At 35.6% G+C, this 19,941-nt stretch carries 10 protein-coding genes; 7 read left to right on the top strand and 3 right to left on the bottom strand.

The features are described 5' to 3' along the window. The first annotated feature begins 446 nt into the window (after positions 1 to 446). The 6 genes from ACQY44_RS13890 (at position 447) to ACQY44_RS13915 (ending at position 5,940) form a co-directional block, all read left to right on the top strand. Positions 447 to 1,310 (top strand): TraB/GumN family protein, encoded by an 864-nt coding sequence (locus ACQY44_RS13890; protein WP_428230924.1) that lies wholly within the window; start codon positions 447 to 449, stop codon positions 1,308 to 1,310. Between the two features lie 7 nt (positions 1,311 to 1,317). After that, positions 1,318 to 1,821, top strand: a complete 504-nt coding sequence (locus tag ACQY44_RS13895) for an RNA polymerase sigma factor (protein WP_428230925.1) — start codon at positions 1,318 to 1,320, stop codon at positions 1,819 to 1,821. After that, on the top strand, positions 1,811 to 2,425 hold the full coding sequence (locus ACQY44_RS13900) for a hypothetical protein (RefSeq protein WP_428230926.1): 615 nt from the start codon (positions 1,811 to 1,813) through the stop codon (positions 2,423 to 2,425). The genes ACQY44_RS13895 and ACQY44_RS13900 overlap by 11 nt, the downstream gene beginning before the upstream one ends. 169 nt (positions 2,426 to 2,594) lie before the next feature. Further along, complete coding sequence (gene bioD, locus ACQY44_RS13905; RefSeq protein WP_428230927.1) at positions 2,595 to 3,233, top strand: dethiobiotin synthase; 639 nt, start codon at positions 2,595 to 2,597, stop codon at positions 3,231 to 3,233. A gap of 131 nt (positions 3,234 to 3,364) precedes the next feature. Then, positions 3,365 to 4,636, top strand: a complete 1,272-nt coding sequence (bioA, locus tag ACQY44_RS13910) for an adenosylmethionine--8-amino-7-oxononanoate transaminase (RefSeq protein ID WP_428230928.1) — start codon at positions 3,365 to 3,367, stop codon at positions 4,634 to 4,636. Positions 4,637 to 4,770: 134 nt separating this feature from the next. After that, a complete protein-coding gene (locus ACQY44_RS13915) occupies positions 4,771 to 5,940 on the top strand; it encodes a beta-ketoacyl synthase N-terminal-like domain-containing protein (protein ID WP_428230929.1) in 1,170 nt (389 codons plus the stop codon). A 103-nt stretch (positions 5,941 to 6,043) separates the two neighbouring features. Here the strand turns inward: ACQY44_RS13915 and ACQY44_RS13920 are convergent, their stop codons facing one another. From ACQY44_RS13920 to ACQY44_RS13930, 3 genes are all read right to left on the bottom strand, one after another. Next, positions 6,044 to 9,151, bottom strand: coding sequence for a DUF7507 domain-containing protein (locus ACQY44_RS13920; RefSeq protein WP_428230930.1), 3,108 nt, complete (start codon positions 9,149 to 9,151; stop codon positions 6,044 to 6,046). Between the two features lie 184 nt (positions 9,152 to 9,335). Next, positions 9,336 to 13,877, bottom strand: coding sequence for a T9SS sorting signal type C domain-containing protein (locus tag ACQY44_RS13925; RefSeq protein WP_428230931.1), 4,542 nt, complete (start codon positions 13,875 to 13,877; stop codon positions 9,336 to 9,338). A 364-nt stretch (positions 13,878 to 14,241) separates the two neighbouring features. Continuing rightward, positions 14,242 to 14,715 carry a regulatory protein RecX gene (locus ACQY44_RS13930; protein WP_428230932.1) on the bottom strand — a complete coding sequence of 158 codons (474 nt, stop codon included), beginning with the start codon at positions 14,713 to 14,715 and terminating at the stop codon, positions 14,242 to 14,244. 295 nt (positions 14,716 to 15,010) lie between these two features. On the opposite strand from ACQY44_RS13930, the gene ACQY44_RS13935 reads away from it, so the two are divergent. Then, positions 15,011 to 19,810 carry a T9SS sorting signal type C domain-containing protein gene (locus tag ACQY44_RS13935; RefSeq protein WP_428230933.1) on the top strand — a complete coding sequence of 1,600 codons (4,800 nt, stop codon included), beginning with the start codon at positions 15,011 to 15,013 and terminating at the stop codon, positions 19,808 to 19,810. Positions 19,811 to 19,941 lie beyond the last annotated feature (131 nt).

A 19,941-nucleotide genomic window follows, 5' to 3' on the forward strand; every position in this document is an offset into this window, starting at 1 on the left:
AGTAGTTTCACAAAGATTTACGAAGTTTGCACAAAGCTGCATAAAGAATAATTTTGTGAAGCTGTGTTATTCTCTTTGTGGAATTGAAAGTATATTGTAAAAAAAATACTGCTCTCATCACCTTTAATTCCTCACTTCTATAAAAAAGTTTAAATTATTTTGTAACGTTTTTATTGTTTGATTACTTACGAGTCGTAATCAAATAAACCAAAATAATTATGAAAGCTATAATCATTTCAATAAAAAGAATCATTTGTAATGTATTACTTTTTTTAACATCAATACAAGTAATCTATTCTTTAATAAACCATCATTTTTATGGTAAACCTTATCCGCATCTTTTCATTGTAATTGTTTGTTTGCTTGTGGCAACTTTTGCTTCGTTACAAAGAAAAAAATATAGCAAATAACAGGAGTTTTAATCATCAAATCAATCAATCAACAAAATGAAAAATCTATTTACATCAGTACTTGCAATACTTGCTTTAGTTTTTAGCGGTACAATTCAGGGACAGACGAAATCTCCAAAAAAAGAAAATTCCCTTTTGTGGGAAGTCTCAGGAAACGGATTATCAAAACCATCTTATGTTTACGGAACAATTCATGGTATTTGCCCAACCGATTATTTTATGGCAGAAAAAACAAAAAATGCATTTCAGAAATCAGATAAACTAATTTTAGAGATCAATTTATCTGATCCAAATGAAATGGCCGATATGCAAAAAGGAGCCATTGCTTCAGAACCATTAAGCAAGAAGTTGTCGCCGGAACAATTGTCGAAATTAGATGCAGTTTTACAAAAAAATACCGGGCTAAAAATTAAACAATTAGACGGTTTTACTTTAGGTGCTATTATGGGTTTTATCTCTATGAAAACATTTGACTGCGAAACCTTAAAATCATATGAATCAGATTTTATAGATTTGGCTAAAAAAGAAAATAAAAGTATTGGAGGTTTCGAAACCGTAAAAAAGCAAAGCAATGTGTTAGCAAATGCTTACACAGATTCAGAATTAATTGAAACTCTGGAGGATTTTAGTAAAGCCGAAACTAAGAAAATGGTAGAAGATTATAAAGCAGAAAATGTAATAAATCTTTATAATGATCTTGCAAACGAAAAGGTGATGAGTAAAAATGCCAAAAAATGGATACTCGATGACAGAAATCAAGATTGGGCTCAGACAATGCCGGGGATGATGAAAAAGGAAAGTTTGTTTGTGGCAGTTGGCGTAGGACATTTAGCAGGTGAAAAAGGAGTAATTAATTTATTGAGAAAAGCAGGATATAAAGTAAAACCAGTAACGAAATAATATCGTTTTGAAAGAGAAAGAACAAGAATTTTTAAAAAGGATCGAAAGTCATAAAGGAATACTTTACAAAGTTTCTAAAATGTACATGGATAACCCTTATGATCAGCAGGATTTGTTTCAGGAGATTGTTTGTCAGCTTTGGAAATCGTATGATTCTTTTAGAAACGAAAGTCAGTTTTCGACGTGGATGTATCGCGTAGCAGTAAATACGGCAATTGTTTTCCTGAAGAAAGAAAAACGAAAGGTTGATAAATATGAAATAGCCTCAGAAAACATCAAAGACGATGAAGGAGATTCTCATATAAAAGAAAGTCAAATTGATCATTTTTATAAAGCGGTTCAGAAACTAGAAAAAATAGATAAAGCCATTATTTTTTATCAGTTAGAGGGTTTTTCACATAAAGAAATAGGAGAAAATCTGGGGATATCTGAAGGAAATGCCAGAGTAAAATTAAACAGAGCAAAAGAGAAATTAAAAGAAATTATTAAAAATCAAGGATATGGATTTTAACGATATACAGAATGCATGGAATAACGAAAAGACGGATAATATTGTTCTTCCTGATAATATAGAAAAAATACAAACGGCAAATACACCTTTGGATAAGATTAGAAAAAATCTTAGACATGAATTGATATATCAAATCGTAGCGATTATTTTGATTGGATTTGTACCTTTAATTTGCGATTTCGAACCAAAAATCATGAAGACTTTTTATTTGTTCTTCAGCGTATTTGTGGCGGTTTGTATTTATTATTTAGTAAAGTTATATCTGTTTTATAAGCGACTCAATAATATAACTTTAAAGACAAAAGATAGTTTATATGAAACTTATTTTGATGTGAGACTGAACATGGAATTGTATAAAACTTTTGGGTTTGCACTGACTCCTTTTATGGTCTTGTTTTTGGTTGGTTTTTTTTATATGGAGTTTTCTAAAAAGGCTAATTTTCAAATCATTGATTTTGCAAATTCTCAATTAATTAGTTTATTTCTGGTTATTATATTTTCCATTTTATTAATGGGGGTATTTTTAGAATGGTGGGTGCATTTTATGTATGGGAAATATGCTAAAGAGATAAAAAAAGTGATAGATGAATTAAAAGAAGAATAATCAAAACAATAAACCCGTCGTAATGATGGGTTTTGTTTTTTATTGGTATTTTTGTTTCATTACCCGCGGATAAACTAATTTATATAAGTTATCTGTTCTTTTAGGTGATAGAATATTAAAAAAATCCACATTGACCTGTTTCATCTGTGTTATTTGTGGTCCAGTAATTATGAAAATATTTGTAACAGGAATTTCGACTGATGTGGGTAAAACCATAACTTCTGCTATTATTGTTGAAGCTTTAGAAGCAGATTATTGGAAACCGATTCAGGCGGGAGATTTAGACAATTCTGATAGTCATAAAGTTAAAAAACTATTAAGTTGTCATACTGAGCGAAGTCGAAGTACTATATCCCAATTTCATCCCAATACTTATAAATTAAACACGCCTGCAAGTCCGCATTTGGCTGCAGAAATTGATGGAATCTCAATTGATTTAAAGAAGATCGAAGAACCGAAAACAGAGAATCATTTAGTGATTGAAGGTGCCGGTGGAATTTTTGTTCCCTTGAATGAAAAAGATTTAATCATCGATTTGATTCAGCCTGATTATAAAGTGATCGTAGTTTCCAGACATTATTTAGGAAGTATAAATCATACTTTATTAACGATAGAAGCAATCCGAAATCGAAGTTTTGAAGTTGCCGGAATTATCTTTAGCGGAAGCGAGAATAAAGCAACCGAAAGTTTAATTTTAAATAAAACCGGAATAAAATGCATTGGAAGAATTGATGAAGAACCTTATTTTGATCAAAATGTAGTTCAAGAATATGCTGATTTATTTCGTGAGAACTTATTAAAAATGTAAAATGAGGTTTGTAAAATGTAAAATGAGAGCATCTACATTTTCCGAGATACCTTTCAAACTAAAATTGTAAAATGTATTTGTGACAAGTAAAAGGATCACATTTCACATCTAACAAAAAACTTTTCACTATTATGACATTAACAGAAAAAGACAGCCTGTATCTTTGGCATCCTTATACACAACACAAAACAGCACAAGCACCAATTGCGATTTCCAGAGGTGAAGGTGCTTTGCTTTGGGATGAAAACGGCAAAGAATATATTGATGCCATCGCATCGTGGTGGGTGAATCCGTTTGGGCACAGTAATAAATTTATTGCCGATGCGATATACAAGCAATTAACAACTTTAGAGCACGTTTTATTTGGAGGTTTTACGCATGAACCTGCTATAAAAGTAGCCGAACGATTGATTGAAATTTTACCTAAAAACCAGCAGAAAATCTTCTTTTCAGATAATGGTTCGACTGCGGTAGAAGTAGCGATAAAAGTAGCGTTACAATATTTCTTTAATAAAAACGAAAAACGAACGACCATAATTGCTTTCGAAAATGCCTTTCACGGAGATACTTTTGCGGCAATGGCAGCAAGCGGAATCTCATTTTATACGCAAGCTTTTCAGGGAATGTTTATAGATGTGGTCCGGATTCCGGTTCCGGTAAAAGGGAAGGAGCAGGAAAGTTTTGATGCATTAAAAAATGTAATTCAAAATTATAATTGTGCTGGTTTTATTTTTGAACCTTTAGTACAAGGAGCTGCCGGAATGGTGATGTATGAACCGGAAGCTTTGGCCAAACTGATTCAGATTTGTGCAGAAAATAAGGTTCTGACCATTGCCGATGAAGTGATGACAGGTTTTGGTAAAACAGGAAAAACCTTTGCGATGGATTATGTTTCGGAACAGCCGGATATGATTTGCCTTTCTAAAGCTCTAACGGGAGGAACAATCCCAATGGCAATTACGACTTTTACGCAAGAAGTTTTTGATGCGTTTTATGACGATGATATCAATAAAGCATTATTTCACGGACATACTTTTACGGCAAACCCAACGGGTTGTGCTGCGGCTCTCGCAAGTATTGATTTATTAGAAACAGAAGAAATGCAGGCTAACATTAAAAGAATCAACGCCAGTCATCTAAACTTTCAAAAGAAAATCGAAAACCATTCAAAAGTAATTACAGCCAGAACATTGGGTGTTATTTTTGCGGTCGAAATCAAATCAGATTCACAAGAAAGTTATTACGGATCTATGCGAACGAAGCTTTATAATTTCTTTATTGATAAAGGAGTTGTTTTGCGCCCTGTTGGTAATATCGTTTATATTTTACCTCCATACATTATAACAGACGAACAACTTAGTAAAATATATCAAACAATCGAAGAAGCGATAGAAATGGTATAATAGTCTTTAAACCATATAAGTTATATAAGGAAGTATAAGATTAGTTTAATGCTTTGTGAACTTTCTAAAATTTTTGAATAAACTTTTGCGAACTTTGCGGTTACATAATGCGAGTTCGCAGTAAATAAAATATTGTGAGTACACAAAAAATTGCCATTACCGCTTTCTCTTCTATTTCGCCTTTAGGAAATACTTCTGAAGGAGTTTGGGAAAAATATCTGGATAATCAGCATTACTTTTCGAAACAGTTTTTAGATCAGCAAGAAACTTCGGTAGCTTCTCTTGATCCTGAATCGAAACAAATAATAGCAGAATTAAGAGAATCAGACATTAAGTATAAATTTCTTGACGATTCGGTTTTGTTTGCGATAGCAGCTTCACGAAAAGCAGTTCAACAAGCAGGATGGGGTTCAGATACTATTTTCGGAATCAATATTGGTTCTTCGCGCGGTGCGACAGATCTATTCGAAAAACATTATAAAGAATATTTGGATACCGGTAAAGCTCAAACGTTAGCATCACCTACAACTACATTAGGAAATATTTCATCATGGATTGCACACGATTTGCAAAGTACGGGACCTGAAATCTCGCATTCTATAACATGTTCAACAGCACTTCATGCAGTATTAAATGGAGTTGCATGGCTAAAATCCGGAATGGCTGATAAGTTTTTGGTGGGAGGGAGTGAAGCACCATTGACGGATTTTACAATAGCTCAAATGCGGGCTCTAAAAATATATTCGAGAATCAATCAGGAGGAAGATTCCTGGCCAAACTTAGCTTTTGATTTTGAGAAAACGCAAAACACTATGATTTTAGGCGAAGGAGCGGCGGTTTGTTGCTTAGAAGCAGGAGAGAGGCAAAATGCGATTGCTTATATTGCCGGAGTTGGTTATGCTACGGAGATTTTAGAACATAATATTTCTATTTCTGCAGAAGCAACCTGTTTTCAGAAATCTATGAAAATGGCATTGAAAGATGTGGCTTTAGAAAGTATAGATGCGATTGTTATGCATGCACCGGGAACGATAAAAGGCGATTTGACAGAATTGCGTGCCATCGAAAAAGTTTTTGGATCTCAATTGCCATTATTAACGACTAATAAATGGAAAATAGGGCACACGTTTGGAGCATCCGGAATATTGAGTTTAGAACTCGCCCTTCTAATGTTTGAGCATGATACTTTTATAGGAGTTCCGTTTGGAATAAAGCAACATCAAACAAAATCGATAAAAAGGGTTCTAATCAATGCTGTTGGCTTTGGCGGAAATGCGGTGAGTATCCTGATTGAAAAAGCGTGATTTATTGATTAGTAAAATAGTTAGTTTCATTCGGGATATAAAAAAAATCCATTCGCCGCAGCGAATGGATTTTTTTATGAACATAACTTATTGTGTTTATTTATTACTGAAATATGATTTTTCGGGTTGTTGTAAAATCATTTTCCAGGGTTACTTTTACCAGTAAAACCTGATTGGCTGATGGCAGGTTTTGAATCTGAAGTTCTGTATTGCCTACTTTCTTTTTATTGTACAGCTGTTTTCCGGAAATATCAAAAATAGTTACTTCTTTTATATTTTCTTTTGATGAAAGTACATTGATTACTTTGCTTTTTACCGAAACCAAAATTCCGTTTTCAAGATTTTCAAAATCTCCTGTTCCTAAGGTTTTGTTGGTGTAACGAAGTACAAAACGATCTGTAAAAGTTCCGATGGCACTTTTGAAGGTATAGTTACCGGTGGTTAAGTCATGAATTACACCTGTAGTTTTATCTTCGAGATAGATTTTCTGGCTGTTCATGTTTTGATCCACTTCATCGATGGCAATGGTAAAGTCGCTTTCAGTAGTTGTTCTGTACCCTAAAGCAACGGTATCACTATCTGTAAAAGGTAAAGCACGTCCCTGAATTACAAATTTCTCTGTATTGTTTAGGCTATAGAAATCAAGATACGGGTTGGCGTCAAAAGAAATTCCGTCATATTTGGTATCATACTCATTGGTTGCACCTTGTATATACCCCACCAATACTTGCTTGAAAGCTCCTGTTGCATTGGTCATGTTTAACCAGATACGATGCTTTTCTATTGCTTCTTTTTTTGACGTATTGGTACTTCTGAAAAACTGACTGTTAGTAGCTGCGCCTTCTCGCATACTATTATTAAAATTAACTCTTCCTCCCGGGCTTAATATATTTACGAAAAAGGCCTGTCCTGCGGCTACAAATCCTGTCGGCTTTTTACCAGAATCATTTCCCGGAATATCAGAATGCTGTCCATCTGATTTTGCAGATACCCCGCCACTTAGGTTATAAGCTGCATAATCATCTACGGTATATTGTTGGGACGGTGTTGGTTTTGCCGGTGTGTTGTGTGTCCAGAAATAAACGGTCCCGTTTAGAATAGCGTTTTGATCGATAAGATCATCAACACTTAAAGCAGACGGGTAAGGGTTTCCTATTAAATGGTAGTTTCCGGCTGTTAATACTTCTCCTTGCAGGTTTCCATTATTAGGTACTCCTTTAAAAAGGGCAGTATAGGTTTGTCTGCTAATATTATTGTAAGTATCAGGACCACGAATAATATAGCCTTTTCCGATCACCATATTATTGGTTCTGTTGGTTTGCACCCACTGTGTTCCATCATTGCCATAGTATTTAGTAGCGGTGGTTGAAGAGGAAACATCAATTAATCGTTGTGGATTTACCGGTGTAGACCAATAGATATAATCTTTCTGTAGGATGGGGGTACTGATACGCTCATAATAGATGTCTCCTGAATTGGCTACATCATTACTTTGTACTAAACTTGAATTGTTCTTGAAGGTTAACTGTCCGTTTGATGTGACAGCATTGGTGATGGTCAGGGTTACACCACTGGAAACTATTACAGGATTCGAAGAGGTAATGGTCAGGGAACAAGCCGTTACATCAGTCGTAAAAGGCTGATTTGGAGAAACGGATGTTACAATCGCTTTTTTAGTAGCATCTGGTGTTCCGCCTAACCAGGTGGTACCATTCCAGGTTACTGTAGGCTGGTCAGCAATGGTAACGGACTCCGACAAAGGTGATTTGCAACCTGAAAACGTTTTTACAGTAAAATTATAGGTTCCTGACGCAAGATTTTCTACGGTAAAAGTAGTTCCGCTTCCTGATATGGTTGCTGAAGATGTTCCAGTTTGTGTTAAGGTCCAACTTTCGTTTGAAGGCAGATTGTTTAAAATTACTTTGCCCAATGAACCACATGAAAGATTAGTGATATTTCCAATTGTTGGCGCTGTCAGTAAAATTGTTGTGGTTTGGATGTTATTGTTATAGGCTGTACCCGAAATATCTTCCACAATATTTAAAGAAGGATCAGTTCCTGTAACTTTTGCCGAGTTGACAATTTTACCTGCTTGTACATCGGCTGCTGTAATTTGATAGGTTCCTGTTAATGTAACTGTTGCTTTTGCAGCAAGAGTGGCAATATGATTTCCTGAAATCGACATCCCAGGCATTGGATCCGTGATATAAATATCCGTTATGGGTACATCTCCTGTATTCATAACTTCAAAGTTATAGGTTATGATATCTCCTACTTTTCCACAAGATATCATTGAAGCCGTTTTTATCAAACTTAATTCTGCCAGCTTTAATGAGTTTGTATTAAAAGCAATAAAAGCACAATCTGAACTACCGGTAAAACTAATAACAAAACGATCTACTTGCGCAGCATTTGAGTTTGTAATACCAAAAGCTTTTGTTTCGATCCCTACTAGTCTAATGTCTCTGGTAGAGGCGGGAGAAAAGCCATTTGCGCCTCCATCTGCCTTGAATAAATCCAAACTATAAGTTCCTACAGGAGAAACAGCTCCAAACGCAACAGATATTTCGTTTCCTACCGTGTTTCCGTTTGCGTCAACAAATTTAAAGATATCAGATTGGCTGCTTGTTCCGGGATCTGCGACCTGAGTTATAATTAAATCCGGGGTGCCATCATCAATCCCAAGCAGATTAAGGTTATTGGTTCCAATTTTAAATTCGGCCGAACCGGCTTTTATATTTGCGACACCTGTTCCTAATGACAGGCCATTGCTCCCGTCTGTAAGTCTCGAGGCCAGCTCTGCCCCAGTTGCAACAGATCCCGCTAATGCCGGAACTAAAATTGCAGCTGTAGCAGATTTATCGATCATTGAACCTTGCAAAATATAGGTGTTGTTGTTCAATCCTATACTGCCTATTTTTAAGGATCGAAACTTTTGAGCATTAAAAGGTACTCCTTTTGTCGTCAATGTATTGTCTTCAACACCAGTAGAATAAGTAATGTTATTCCATTTAAAAGCTAATAAATTATTATAATCATCGGGTCTATTCCCTGCTCCGGTGATCGAATTCGATTTCCAGTATCCTTTCCAGTCGGTATGGATTTCTGTGATTGTGACCTGGCTATATGTTTCTAAAGAAATTAGAAAAAAAAGTATTGGTAATTTTTTTAATAATAAAGAATGTGATAAAACAAATGATTTGAGGGACATAAAATTTGGTTGATTTTAGTTTGATTGTTTAGTGATTAGAAGCTTTTTTTTTTTTAAAGTAGGGGGATAAATAATTAACCTTATTTAATATTACTGTCTATATACTGTAAAATTTTAGGGTTACTATTACCTGAAAAATCCGGCAACTTTCGATGCCGGATTGTATCTATTATGGTTTTCTGAATCAATTAAAAATTATTTTCTTCGATGCAGTAAAGTCATTTTCTAATGTTACTTTAAGGAATAAAACCTGATTGCCGGATTGTAAATTTGCTATTTGCAATTCTGTTGCCCCTATTTTATTCTTGTTATAAAGCATTTTTCCTGTTACATCAAAAACCGTAATTTCTTTTATATTTTCTTTTGATGATTGTATGTTGATTACTTTGTCTTTAACTGAAACTAAAAGGCCATTTTCTACATTTTCAAAATCGCCTGTTCCAAGAGTTTTGTTTGTATATCTTAAAACCAAGCGATCTGTAAAAGATCCCGCAACAGTTTTAAAAGTATAGTTACTAGTTGTTAAATCATGAATAACACCGCTTGTTTTGTCTTCTACATAAATTGCCTGATTACTCATATTGCCATCTACTTCATCAATAGAAATTGTAAAATCACCCTCAACTGTAGTTCTGTAACCTAGTGGAACAATATCAGTGTTTGTAAACGGTAAAGCTCGTCCCTGAATGACGTATTTGTTTGTGTTGTTTACGCTGTAAAAATCAAGATACGGATTGCCATCAAAAGAAATTCCATCATATTTCGCATCATATTCATCAGTTGCACCTTCAATATAACCTACCAATACTTGTTTAAAAACTCCTTCAGCATTGGTCATATTCAGCCAAATCCTGTTTTTTTCGACAGCTGTTTCTTTAGACGTATTTCCTGATTTGAAAAATTGACTATTGTTAGCTCCTCCAATTCGCATTGAATTCGTAAATTTTACCTTTCCTGCTTCTAAAGCATTCACAAAAAATGCTTGTCCTGCCGCTATTTTACCTGTTGGCTTAGTGCCATTATCCACTCCAGAAGTTCCTGAATGGTTTGGATCTGATTTCGCAGATACCCCACCACTTAAGTTATAAGCCGCATAATCGTCTACCGTATACTGTTGAGTTGGCGTAGGTTTTGCAGGCGTATTATGTGTCCAGAGATAAATGGTTCCATTCAATATTTTATTCTTATTTATCAGATCATCAGCATTTAAAGCAGATGGGTAAGGATTTCCTAGCAAAAAATAATTTCCTGCAACCAGAGCTTCTCCTTCTAAGTCTCCATTATTAGGTACTCCTTTGAAAGTTGCCGTAAATTCTTGTTTAGCAGTGTTTGAATAATTTGCAGGACCACGAATGATATACCCTTTTCCGATAACCATATTGCTCTCTCTATTAGTCTGTACCCATTGGGTACCATCATTCCCATAATATTTGGTAGAAGTTGTTGAAGGTGAAACATCAACTAATTTTTGAGGATTTACCGGAGTAGACCAATAGAGATAATCCTTCTGAAAAATTGCAGGAGTTATACGCTTATAAGAGATGCTTCCTGTATTGACTACATTATTTATCTGAACTAAACTTGCACTATTTTCAAATGTCAGTGTTCCTGAATTAACATTAACTTCATTTATAATGGTTAAAGTTCTTCCCTTTTGTATCGTAACATTTGCGTTATTGCTTACAGTACATGAACATCCCACTACATCATTATCCAGATTATAAGTACCTGTAAATTCGATTGGATCGGTTGCTGTTGGAGTTCCTCCGGACCAGCTCGTACCATTCCAGATATTTGTTGTAGACTTAATAACAATATCTGCAGAGTACACAACAGTACAATTGTCTTCAATAGCAAATTTATAGGTTCCGGGAGCTAATCCTGAAATTTCGAATGTAGTTCCTGAAGTTGTAAAATTATAAACTGTTCCTCTCGATTCAAGTAATCTTCCAGAATGTGGAACATCTTCAAGGACTACGCTTCCCGTTGCTTTTGTACAATTAGGTTGTGTAATCATTCCAACTCTTGGAGCCGTTGGAGCTGCTTTTGTGACAATAGCTTCTGAGGCTGCGCTTATAGTTGGCCCGCAAGTACCTGTAACAATGCAGTAGTAGTATAATGTTCCGGCAGTTGTTGCTTGTGGTATATAGTTATTTGTTTGCGCTCCGTTGGCACTTACTAATGAAGTCCCGCCTGTTGTACTTTTAGCTGTATTACTGTACCATTGATATGATAATGTACCAAATCCTGTTGCCGAAACTGTTAATGGATTGAATGTACCACCAATACATTGCGTTTGAGTCGCAGTAGACTGTGAATTTATTGTCGGTGCAAATTCAATATCAATTCTTGTTTCGATAGCATATTGCTCGTTACAAGTTCCGTTTTTTGCTACTGCTCTATAATTTCTGGAAGCTGTTAAAACTGTTGTAGGTTTATAAGTTATTAGACCGGCTGTGTTTACAATAGGCGTCCATGTGACGTTATTATCATCACTATATTCCCATCTGATAATTTTAACGGGATCTGAGTAAGGTGCATCTTTATTAGGATCGTCAAAATTGTAGACTCCCAAAGTCGGATTTGCACTTCCCTGACAAATATGAATTCCTCCTTTTGTTCTTCCTCTGTCTGTTTTTATTATCGATACTATAATAACATTTGAAGTTGCCGGACTTGAAGTTAAACAAGCTGAAGTAGCATTCGATGTCATTACAACTTTAATAGCATCTCCATCTTTTAATCCGTTTGTGGTGTACTGTACACCCGTTTGGCCTGTAAGCAATGTTGTTCCAATGTACCATTGGTATTTTGGTGTTGTCCCGCCATTAACTGGAGTTGCTTTAAAAGTGACCAAAGTCCCGTCGCAAATTGTCGTAGAAGCTTCTGATGAAGTAATACTTACACTTGCAACAACTTTAGGATTAACGGTTAGTTTCGCAGTATTTGAATATGTAAAACAAGTTGCAGAATTCGAAACAATACAACGTACAAAATAACCGGTGTATGATAGAGGTATGTTTGTTAATACTAATGTTGCTTTTGTATGGTCTGATACAAACTGAGTACCATCCGTATTTGTCCATCCTGTTGATCCATCGGCAGAATATTGCCATTGGTACGTTGCTCCTGTAGTTGATGTTGCTACGCTAAATGTTCCGTCCTGACCTTCGCAAGCTATTAAAGCTGTTGGTTGGGTTGTTATTGTTGGAGGTGTACAGATTTTTAATTCATCTGCACCCATGTACGGCTTCGTTCTGGTATCTTCATCAATATCTGTAGTTATTCCTGTAATTGGAGTTCCTACTAGCAAATTGTTATTAGCGGTATTTGCAGCGTCTAAATGAAAGTCATTACTACTTATAAAAGCAGGTGTAGTTGTTTGTGATTTTGAATCTTTTCCAGTAGCACTTTGTAATTGTGCAAGTGTAGTTATCTGGGCTCCATAATATGCTATATAAGTTCCCGAAGTCTTATAGTTGTTGTAATTAATATCGGTGAAGTCGGTTTTGTTTATGTTTGTAAATAAAGCATATTTTGTACCGCCACTACTATTATTTGAAAAAATATTGTTTCTTACATTTAATAGAGTTGTTGCTGAATTAACTGCTATTAAAGCACTTGAAAATCCAGTCTGAGTACTGTTTAGTACCACAGTGTTATAGTAGATATTTATTCCTTTACCTCCTTCAATAAAAATCCCTGAACCCGAATTATCATAGTCGTCAGGATTAGTGCTGCTGGTTTTAATATCATTAATAAAATTATTTGAAATAGTTAAACCCGTATTAGTGGTACTTAAGTTTACCCAAATGGCGGTAGCTCTACCTCCTCCATTACCATAAATTCCTTTAATAATATTTTTGCTTATAACACCAGTATTTGAATTTCCTTCTAATAAAATCCCGCTTAGTCTAAAACTATTATCTGTTCTAACCATTCCGGCAATTGTATTTTTCGAAATCGTATAGTTTTGACCATTTGAAATTCGTATTGCGCTAATTAATATTTCGTTACCGCTTCCTCCAAAAGTATTATCAGATATAGTTAAGTTTTTAGAATAGGTTGAGCTATTTCCTTTTACGTTGATTGCATATCTGATTTTAGAAAAAGTATTATTTTGTATTAAATTGTCTGAATTAGCAATATCTTCCTGATTGTTAACATCTGCAGAACTGGCAAAAACGATTCCGTTGATAACAGGAGCATTATTAGAGGTTGAGTTTCCGGATAAAAGAGTATTTTTAATAATATTGTTATTTGCACCGTTTGCACTACTTGCACTTCCAATCCAGATAATACTTTCGTTATTGTAATTTGAGGATATGTTGCTTTTAATGGTTAAATTTTGGGATGTACCATTTGTCGTATTGCTTCCATCAATAATAACATTATCTGCTCCGTTTAATTTTATTATTGACGTCGACGTGTTGAGTTGCCCTCCGGATATTAAAATCGTTTTCCCCGTATTTGGTTTAATGGTTAAAGTATTGGTGGCACTACTTCCTGAAAACGAATTGATTACAATTTGAGAAGTAACAACCTGATCACTATCAAGCAAAAGAGTAACCGGAGCACTAATTCCGTTGGCATTAATGTAAGCGATTGCATTTGATAATGAATTTAATGGTGCAGCACTTCCTGAATTAATGACATAAGTTCCTGATGCAGCCTGGCTAAATCCTAAAAAAGGTAATAGTAAAAGTAAAAGTAAAGTTTTCTTCATGCTAAATGTTTTCTATACAATTTGTTATGCCGGACATGCTATAAAAATTGCCCGAGCAAATATAGATACATCTACGTGTCTGAAATGGGATGGGTTTTTAGAAGGGGTATATAATCGATGAAATGTTAAAATAATCGACAAGCTACATTACGAGAATTCATATTTTATGTTATTTCTTATAAAATGTTAAACTTAATTATAGGAAAAATCGTAAAATATATAAAAAAACGAGGTGATTTTTAAAGCTATAGTTATAAAAAACGTCGTTTAAGCAAGTAATTCGCAATAAAGTTGTGTTTTACAACATATCGGATTATAAGAAAAATGATCGTAAAATGGTTGTTTTAATTTGAGTTTTTTAGCTTTACAAATTCTTTTCTAATTGAGTTACTTTGTCGTAGACTAAGAAACTTTCATATCCTCTACGCAACATGTAATCGCAGAACTTTTTTCGCTTTTTTAAAGTATTTTTTTCCTGTAGATTGTTCCAGCATCTTTCAGAAAGTTCTTCAAAAGTAGATTCATATTCTTCATCTGTAATTTCTTTTAAAGCCAAGGTAATATTGGTCGATGAAATCTGTTTGATTTTGAGCTCATTTGTAATCCTGATTCTGCCCCAATGCTTAATGCGATGTTTGCCTCTGGCAAAGCTGCAGGCAAAACGCGTTTCGTTTAGAAAGTTATTTTCAATTAAGTGAACTACAACAATATTCATTTCATCAGAAGTCATTTTTAGACTGTATAGTTTAGATACTACTTCAGCATGACAGCGCTCCTGATAGGCGCAAAAGTGTTCCAATTTTTGTGTTGCCTCTTTTATTGTATAAATTACACTCATGGGTTTTTTCTTTCTTTTTAACGATTATTGCTAAAAATAATCATTTTGATGTTAAATTCTATATGCTTTTTTTTGTTTTTCTTAAAAAGTCTTTTGCTAAAATGTTGTATATGTGCAGAATTATAATATTTTTGTGCGTAAATTTTAACACTTCAATCTTGTCTGTAAGACAGGATTTTATCTGAAAATTTTGGTTGTAAAAAAGTCCAAATAGGAATGTCGCACTTTCAAATGGAGCTGCTTTTTTATTTGCGAAATAAAAAAAACAAATTTAAATATAAATACCACCGTTTGTATGATTCAAAAATTACTTTTGATTATTCGTCTTTCATTTTTAAAATCTTCTGATTCTTTTTCTGGAAAATCATTTAGTTCCAGTGTGAAACTGTTTTGTTTGGGGATGTTTTTTGCTGTTCAATTTGGTTTCGGACAAACTGTTCTTGTTGACGATTCTACGCCAACAACAGGAAAAAACTATAAAGTTCCTGCTGGAATTAACAGTGTTAAAATAGAAGTATGGGGGGCTGGCGGCGGCGGCGGCGGATCTAAAAATAATGGAAGAGGAGGCTCTGGTGGTGGTGGTGGTGGTTATTCTACTAAAATTATTACAGTAGTTCCCGGGCAAACCATTACTTATACAGTTGGAGCCGGAGGAGCCGGAGGTAATACTGGTAATGGAACTATAGGAAATAATTCTACAGTAACACATACTCCATCAGCTTTGTCATTGCGGGCAAATGGAGGTGCATTAGGAACTCAAAGTAATAATGCAGTAAATTCTGGTGGTTTAGGAGGAGAAGCAACAGGAGCAGATATCACTGTAAGTGGAGATCTTAATCTAACCGGTGCTAACGGTGGTAGTGGAGGAGATGTTCCGGCAGGTAATGGAGGAAATGGTGCAAATAGCATTAATACTGGTGGCACAGGGGCTACAAATGGCGTTGGGAATGCTGGTAAAGTGCCCGGCGGTGGCGGTGGCGGCGGTGAAAATGACGGTTTAGCCAAAGCAGGAGGTGCAGGTGCTAACGGAAAAGTAAAAATTACATCTCAATTAACTTATATAGCTAAAATATTAGGTGCAACTTATGGATCTGATACTTGGTGTTCAGGTGAAACAAGAACTGTTAACGTTGAGATACAGAACATAGGAACTGCTACTTGGACTGATAGCTCTCCAGATATTAATATAGGGGTAAAGTGGAATACTAACGGTGCAATAAACGGAGCGGATTATTATGTTCGTACAAATGCAGGTAATTTAGCCCCTGGAAGCACGAGGGTTTACAGCATTCCATTTACTGCTTCAAACAATGTAGGAGCAGGATATACTACTACACTTTCGACGGGAATAAACAACCTTACGTTTGATTTAGTATCTGAACAAATTGCGTGGTTTGCAGGTAATATTAACGGTGTTGGACCTGGAAATGTAGTCTTTAAAACATCAGATATAACAATAATTAATGTGCCGGATAATAAGACTATAGCAGCTGTTCCATCACCTATTTGTTCTGGTAGTAGTAGCAACATTAGGGTTGATTTATCACAAGTAGGTGTTAGTTATCAATTGAGAGATGCTTCTAATGCATCAATTGGTTCCGCAGTTGCGGGTACAGGTGCAACTATTAATTTGTCTACAGGAAATTTAACAGCAACTACAACTTTCAATGTATTAGCATCATCTTGTGGAAACTCTGTACAAATGCCAGGAACCGTTACAGTAACTGTCAATCAACCTCCAACAATTTCAAATGCAGGACCCGATCAAACGGCAAGTAGTTCTTCTTTTACCTTGGGCGCCAATACTCCAACAGTGGGTACTGGAATGTGGTCAATAGTGAGTGGTCCGAGTACAGCTTTAAGTCAATTTAGTAGTACGACAAATCCAACAGCTATATTTAATCGAGCAGCAGTTGGTACATATGTGTTAAGATGGACAATAAGTAATGGTAGTGTTTGTAGTTCCTCTACAGATGACGTTGTCATTGCTAATTGTTCGGGGAATTTGATTACTAATGGCGATTTTTCGGCTAGTTCGACGGCTTGGTCTCCTGCTACTTCAGTACCAGGTTCTGTGGTTGAAATTAATCAGGAAACCACTTATTTTTCTACTGGAAATAGTGATGCTACAGCAGAATTAGATAGTGGGGCATCGCTAAGACAATCTGTAACAGTTATTCCAGGTGTTTCGTACACATTAAATTTTCTTTATGCTCGAAGGCCGGGAGCTCCTGATCCCGTTGCAGTTGATATTAAAATAATAGGAGGATCTTCTTCTACATCAGCATTTTTTAGTACTAGTAGTATTACTACTCCACAAACGGGTTCTTTTACTTTTACTGCAACTAGTTCTTCAATATCGATTGAATTTTATAATTCTTTAGCAGGATCATCAACCTATGGTGCTATTATAGATAATATAGTTTTACTACCAAGTAATCAGGTAGCCCCAGTTGCTACAACAGTACCTAAAGGCACTTATAAGACTTTAACCACTTGTTTGAATGAGTCTGTTCAATTGGATGTAGATAATGTTGCTGCTTCAGGAGTAACTTATTCATGGACAACAACATCTACAGGAGCTACATTTACTTCAGCTACCAATATTAAAAACCCTACAGTAACATTTTCAACAATTGGTCTTAAAGAATTTAAAGTAATTGCAACTACCGCAGGTGGTTGTGCAAGTAGTCCTTCTAGTACATATGTTAACGTAATTGCTGCTCCAACAGTTTTCGCTGTTACCGGGGGAGGATCATATTGTACTGGTGGTACGGGAGTATTGGTTGGTTTGGTTGGTTCAACTTCAGGGATTAGTTACCAATTACAAAAAGACGGTGTCAATACTGGAACTTCTATTACAGGACCAACATCAGGATCGGCGATTAATTTTGGTCCTCAAACAGCAGCTGGTATATATACGGTTGTTGCTAAAAATACTTCTACTAATTGTACTTCAAATATGAGTGGAAATGCTGTAATAACAATAAACCCATTACCTACTATTTCAGGAAACTTAAATATTTGTAAAAGTACAACGACATCATTGGCAGGATCAGGAACAGCAAATTCTACAAATCCATGGACATCTGCTTCAACTTCTGTTGCAACAGTTAGTAATACGGGTGTAGTTACAGGCGTTGCTGCAGGTACAAGTGTTATAAGATACACAAACAATAATGGATGTTCAGTAACTGCGACTGTAACTGTAAACTCATTACCAACAACTCCAACATTAGGAACAATAACAAATGTTAGTTGCGCCAGTTTAGGAAGCGTTATATTGAACAATTTACCGGGAGGAAACTGGACCATTAATCAAACCGGTTTTGCTTCAGCTTCATATAGTCCAATGCCTGGAACATCAAGTTATACTGTAACCGGTTTAGCTGCGGGAGGTTATTACTTTACGGTAAATAATGGCACTTGTACATCAACTCAAACAGCATTAATCACCATTGCTGACCAGCCTACAGTAACCTGGAATGGTACCACCTGGTTAGGCGGAACACCAGATGCTACTAAAAAAGCGATTGTAACATCCGTTTCTCCAAATCAGCCTTTTACGACTGATGTAACGGCTTGTTCCCTGACCATTACCTCTTCGAATCCTGTAATAGTTTCCAGTGGTGTAACCCTGACCATCACCAATGCTGTCACATCAAACGGACAGTTAACCTTCAAGAACAATTCAAGTTTAGTACAAAGTAATGATGTAGCCAATTCAGGAGACATCTATTATGAGCGTATCAGTACCCCCATCCTACAGAAAGATTATATCTATTGGTCTACACCGGTAAATCCACAACGATTAATTGATGTTTCCTCTTCAACCACCGCTACTAAATACTATGGCAATGATGGAACACAGTGGGTGCAAACCAACAGAACCAATAATATGGTGATCGGAAAAGGCTATATTATTCGTGGTCCTGATACTTACAATAATATTAGCAGACAAACCTATACTGCCCTTTTTAAAGGAGTACCTAATAATGGAAACCTGCAAGGAGAAGTATTAACAGCCGGAAACTACCATTTAATAGGAAACCCTTACCCGTCTGCTTTAAGTGTTGATGATCTTATCGATCAAAACGCTATTCTAAACGGGACCGTTTATTTCTGGACACACAACACACCGGCAAAACCAACACCGTCCCAACAATATACCGTAGATGATTATGCAGCTTATAACCTAAGTGGCGGGGTATCTGCAAAATCAGATGGACAGCATTCTGATATTCCGGGAAATGATTCTGGTAAAAAGCCGACAGGATTTGTAGCCGCAGGACAGGCCTTTTTCGTAAATATATTAAGCCCGGGAGGAAGAGTTAATTTTAATAATAGTATGCGAGAAGGCGCAGCTACTAACAGTCAGTTTTTCAGAAGTACCAATACGTCAAAAAAAGAAGCAATAGAAAAGCATCGTATCTGGTTAAACATGACCAATGCAACAGGAGCTTTCAAGCAAGTATTGGTGGGGTATATACAAGGTGCAACCAATGAGTATGATACCAAATATGACGGAATTTCTTTTGACGCCAACCCGTATCTTGATTTCTATAGCCTAAACAATACAGAGAAATTTGTAATTCAGGGACGTGCTTTACCTTTTACAGATAGTGATACCGTTGCTTTAGGGTACAGAACAACTACTGAAAGCGACTTTACCATTGCCATCGATGAAGTGGATCAAAACATGAACAGCCAGAAAATCTATCTCGAAGATAAAACTACAGGTGTAATTCATGACTTAACCACCGGTAACTATACCTTCAAAAGTGCCATCGGAACTTTTACAGATCGTTTTGTACTTCGTTACACCAACAAAACCTTAGGAACAGGAGATTTTGAAAATCTTGAAAACGGAATTTTGGTTTCGGTAAAAAGCAAAGTAATCAATGTACTTTCATCAAAAGAAAATATAAAAGAAGTAACTATTTTTGATATTTCCGGAAAACAGCTGTACAATAAAAAGAAAGTAGGCAATACAGAACTTCAGATTCAAAACCTGCCATCAGCCAATCAGGTTTTACTGGTAAAAGTAACCCTGGAAAATGATTTCACAACAACCCGAAAAATCATATTTCAGTAATAAATAAATACAATAAGTTATGTTCATAAAAAAATCCATTCGCTGCGGCGAATGGATTTTTTTATATCCGATAAAAAATCACTAAAACACGGTATTGCAATTTTAAATTAAGATATGTAATTTCGGTTAAT

The organism is Flavobacterium sp. (assembly GCF_965277525.1).
In the GTDB taxonomy this organism is placed as follows: Bacteria; Bacteroidota; Bacteroidia; order Flavobacteriales; family Flavobacteriaceae; genus Flavobacterium.

Bases quoted from the DNA above. Each gene is read 5' to 3' on its own strand.
- ACQY44_RS13890 (WP_428230924.1), top strand. From the start codon at position 447: ATGAAAAATCTATTTACATCAGTACTTGCAATACTTGCTTTAGTTTTT.
- ACQY44_RS13900 (WP_428230926.1), top strand. From the start codon at position 1,811: ATGGATTTTAACGATATACAGAATGCATGGAATAACGAAAAGACGGAT.
- bioD (WP_428230927.1), top strand. From the start codon at position 2,595: ATGAAAATATTTGTAACAGGAATTTCGACTGATGTGGGTAAAACCATA.
- bioA (WP_428230928.1), top strand. From the start codon at position 3,365: ATGACATTAACAGAAAAAGACAGCCTGTATCTTTGGCATCCTTATACA.
- ACQY44_RS13920 (WP_428230930.1), bottom strand. From the start codon at position 9,151: ATGTCCCTCAAATCATTTGTTTTATCACATTCTTTATTATTAAAAAAA.
- ACQY44_RS13925 (WP_428230931.1), bottom strand. From the start codon at position 13,877: ATGAAGAAAACTTTACTTTTACTTTTACTATTACCTTTTTTAGGATTT.
- ACQY44_RS13930 (WP_428230932.1), bottom strand. From the start codon at position 14,715: ATGAGTGTAATTTATACAATAAAAGAGGCAACACAAAAATTGGAACAC.
- ACQY44_RS13935 (WP_428230933.1), top strand. From the start codon at position 15,011: ATGATTCAAAAATTACTTTTGATTATTCGTCTTTCATTTTTAAAATCT.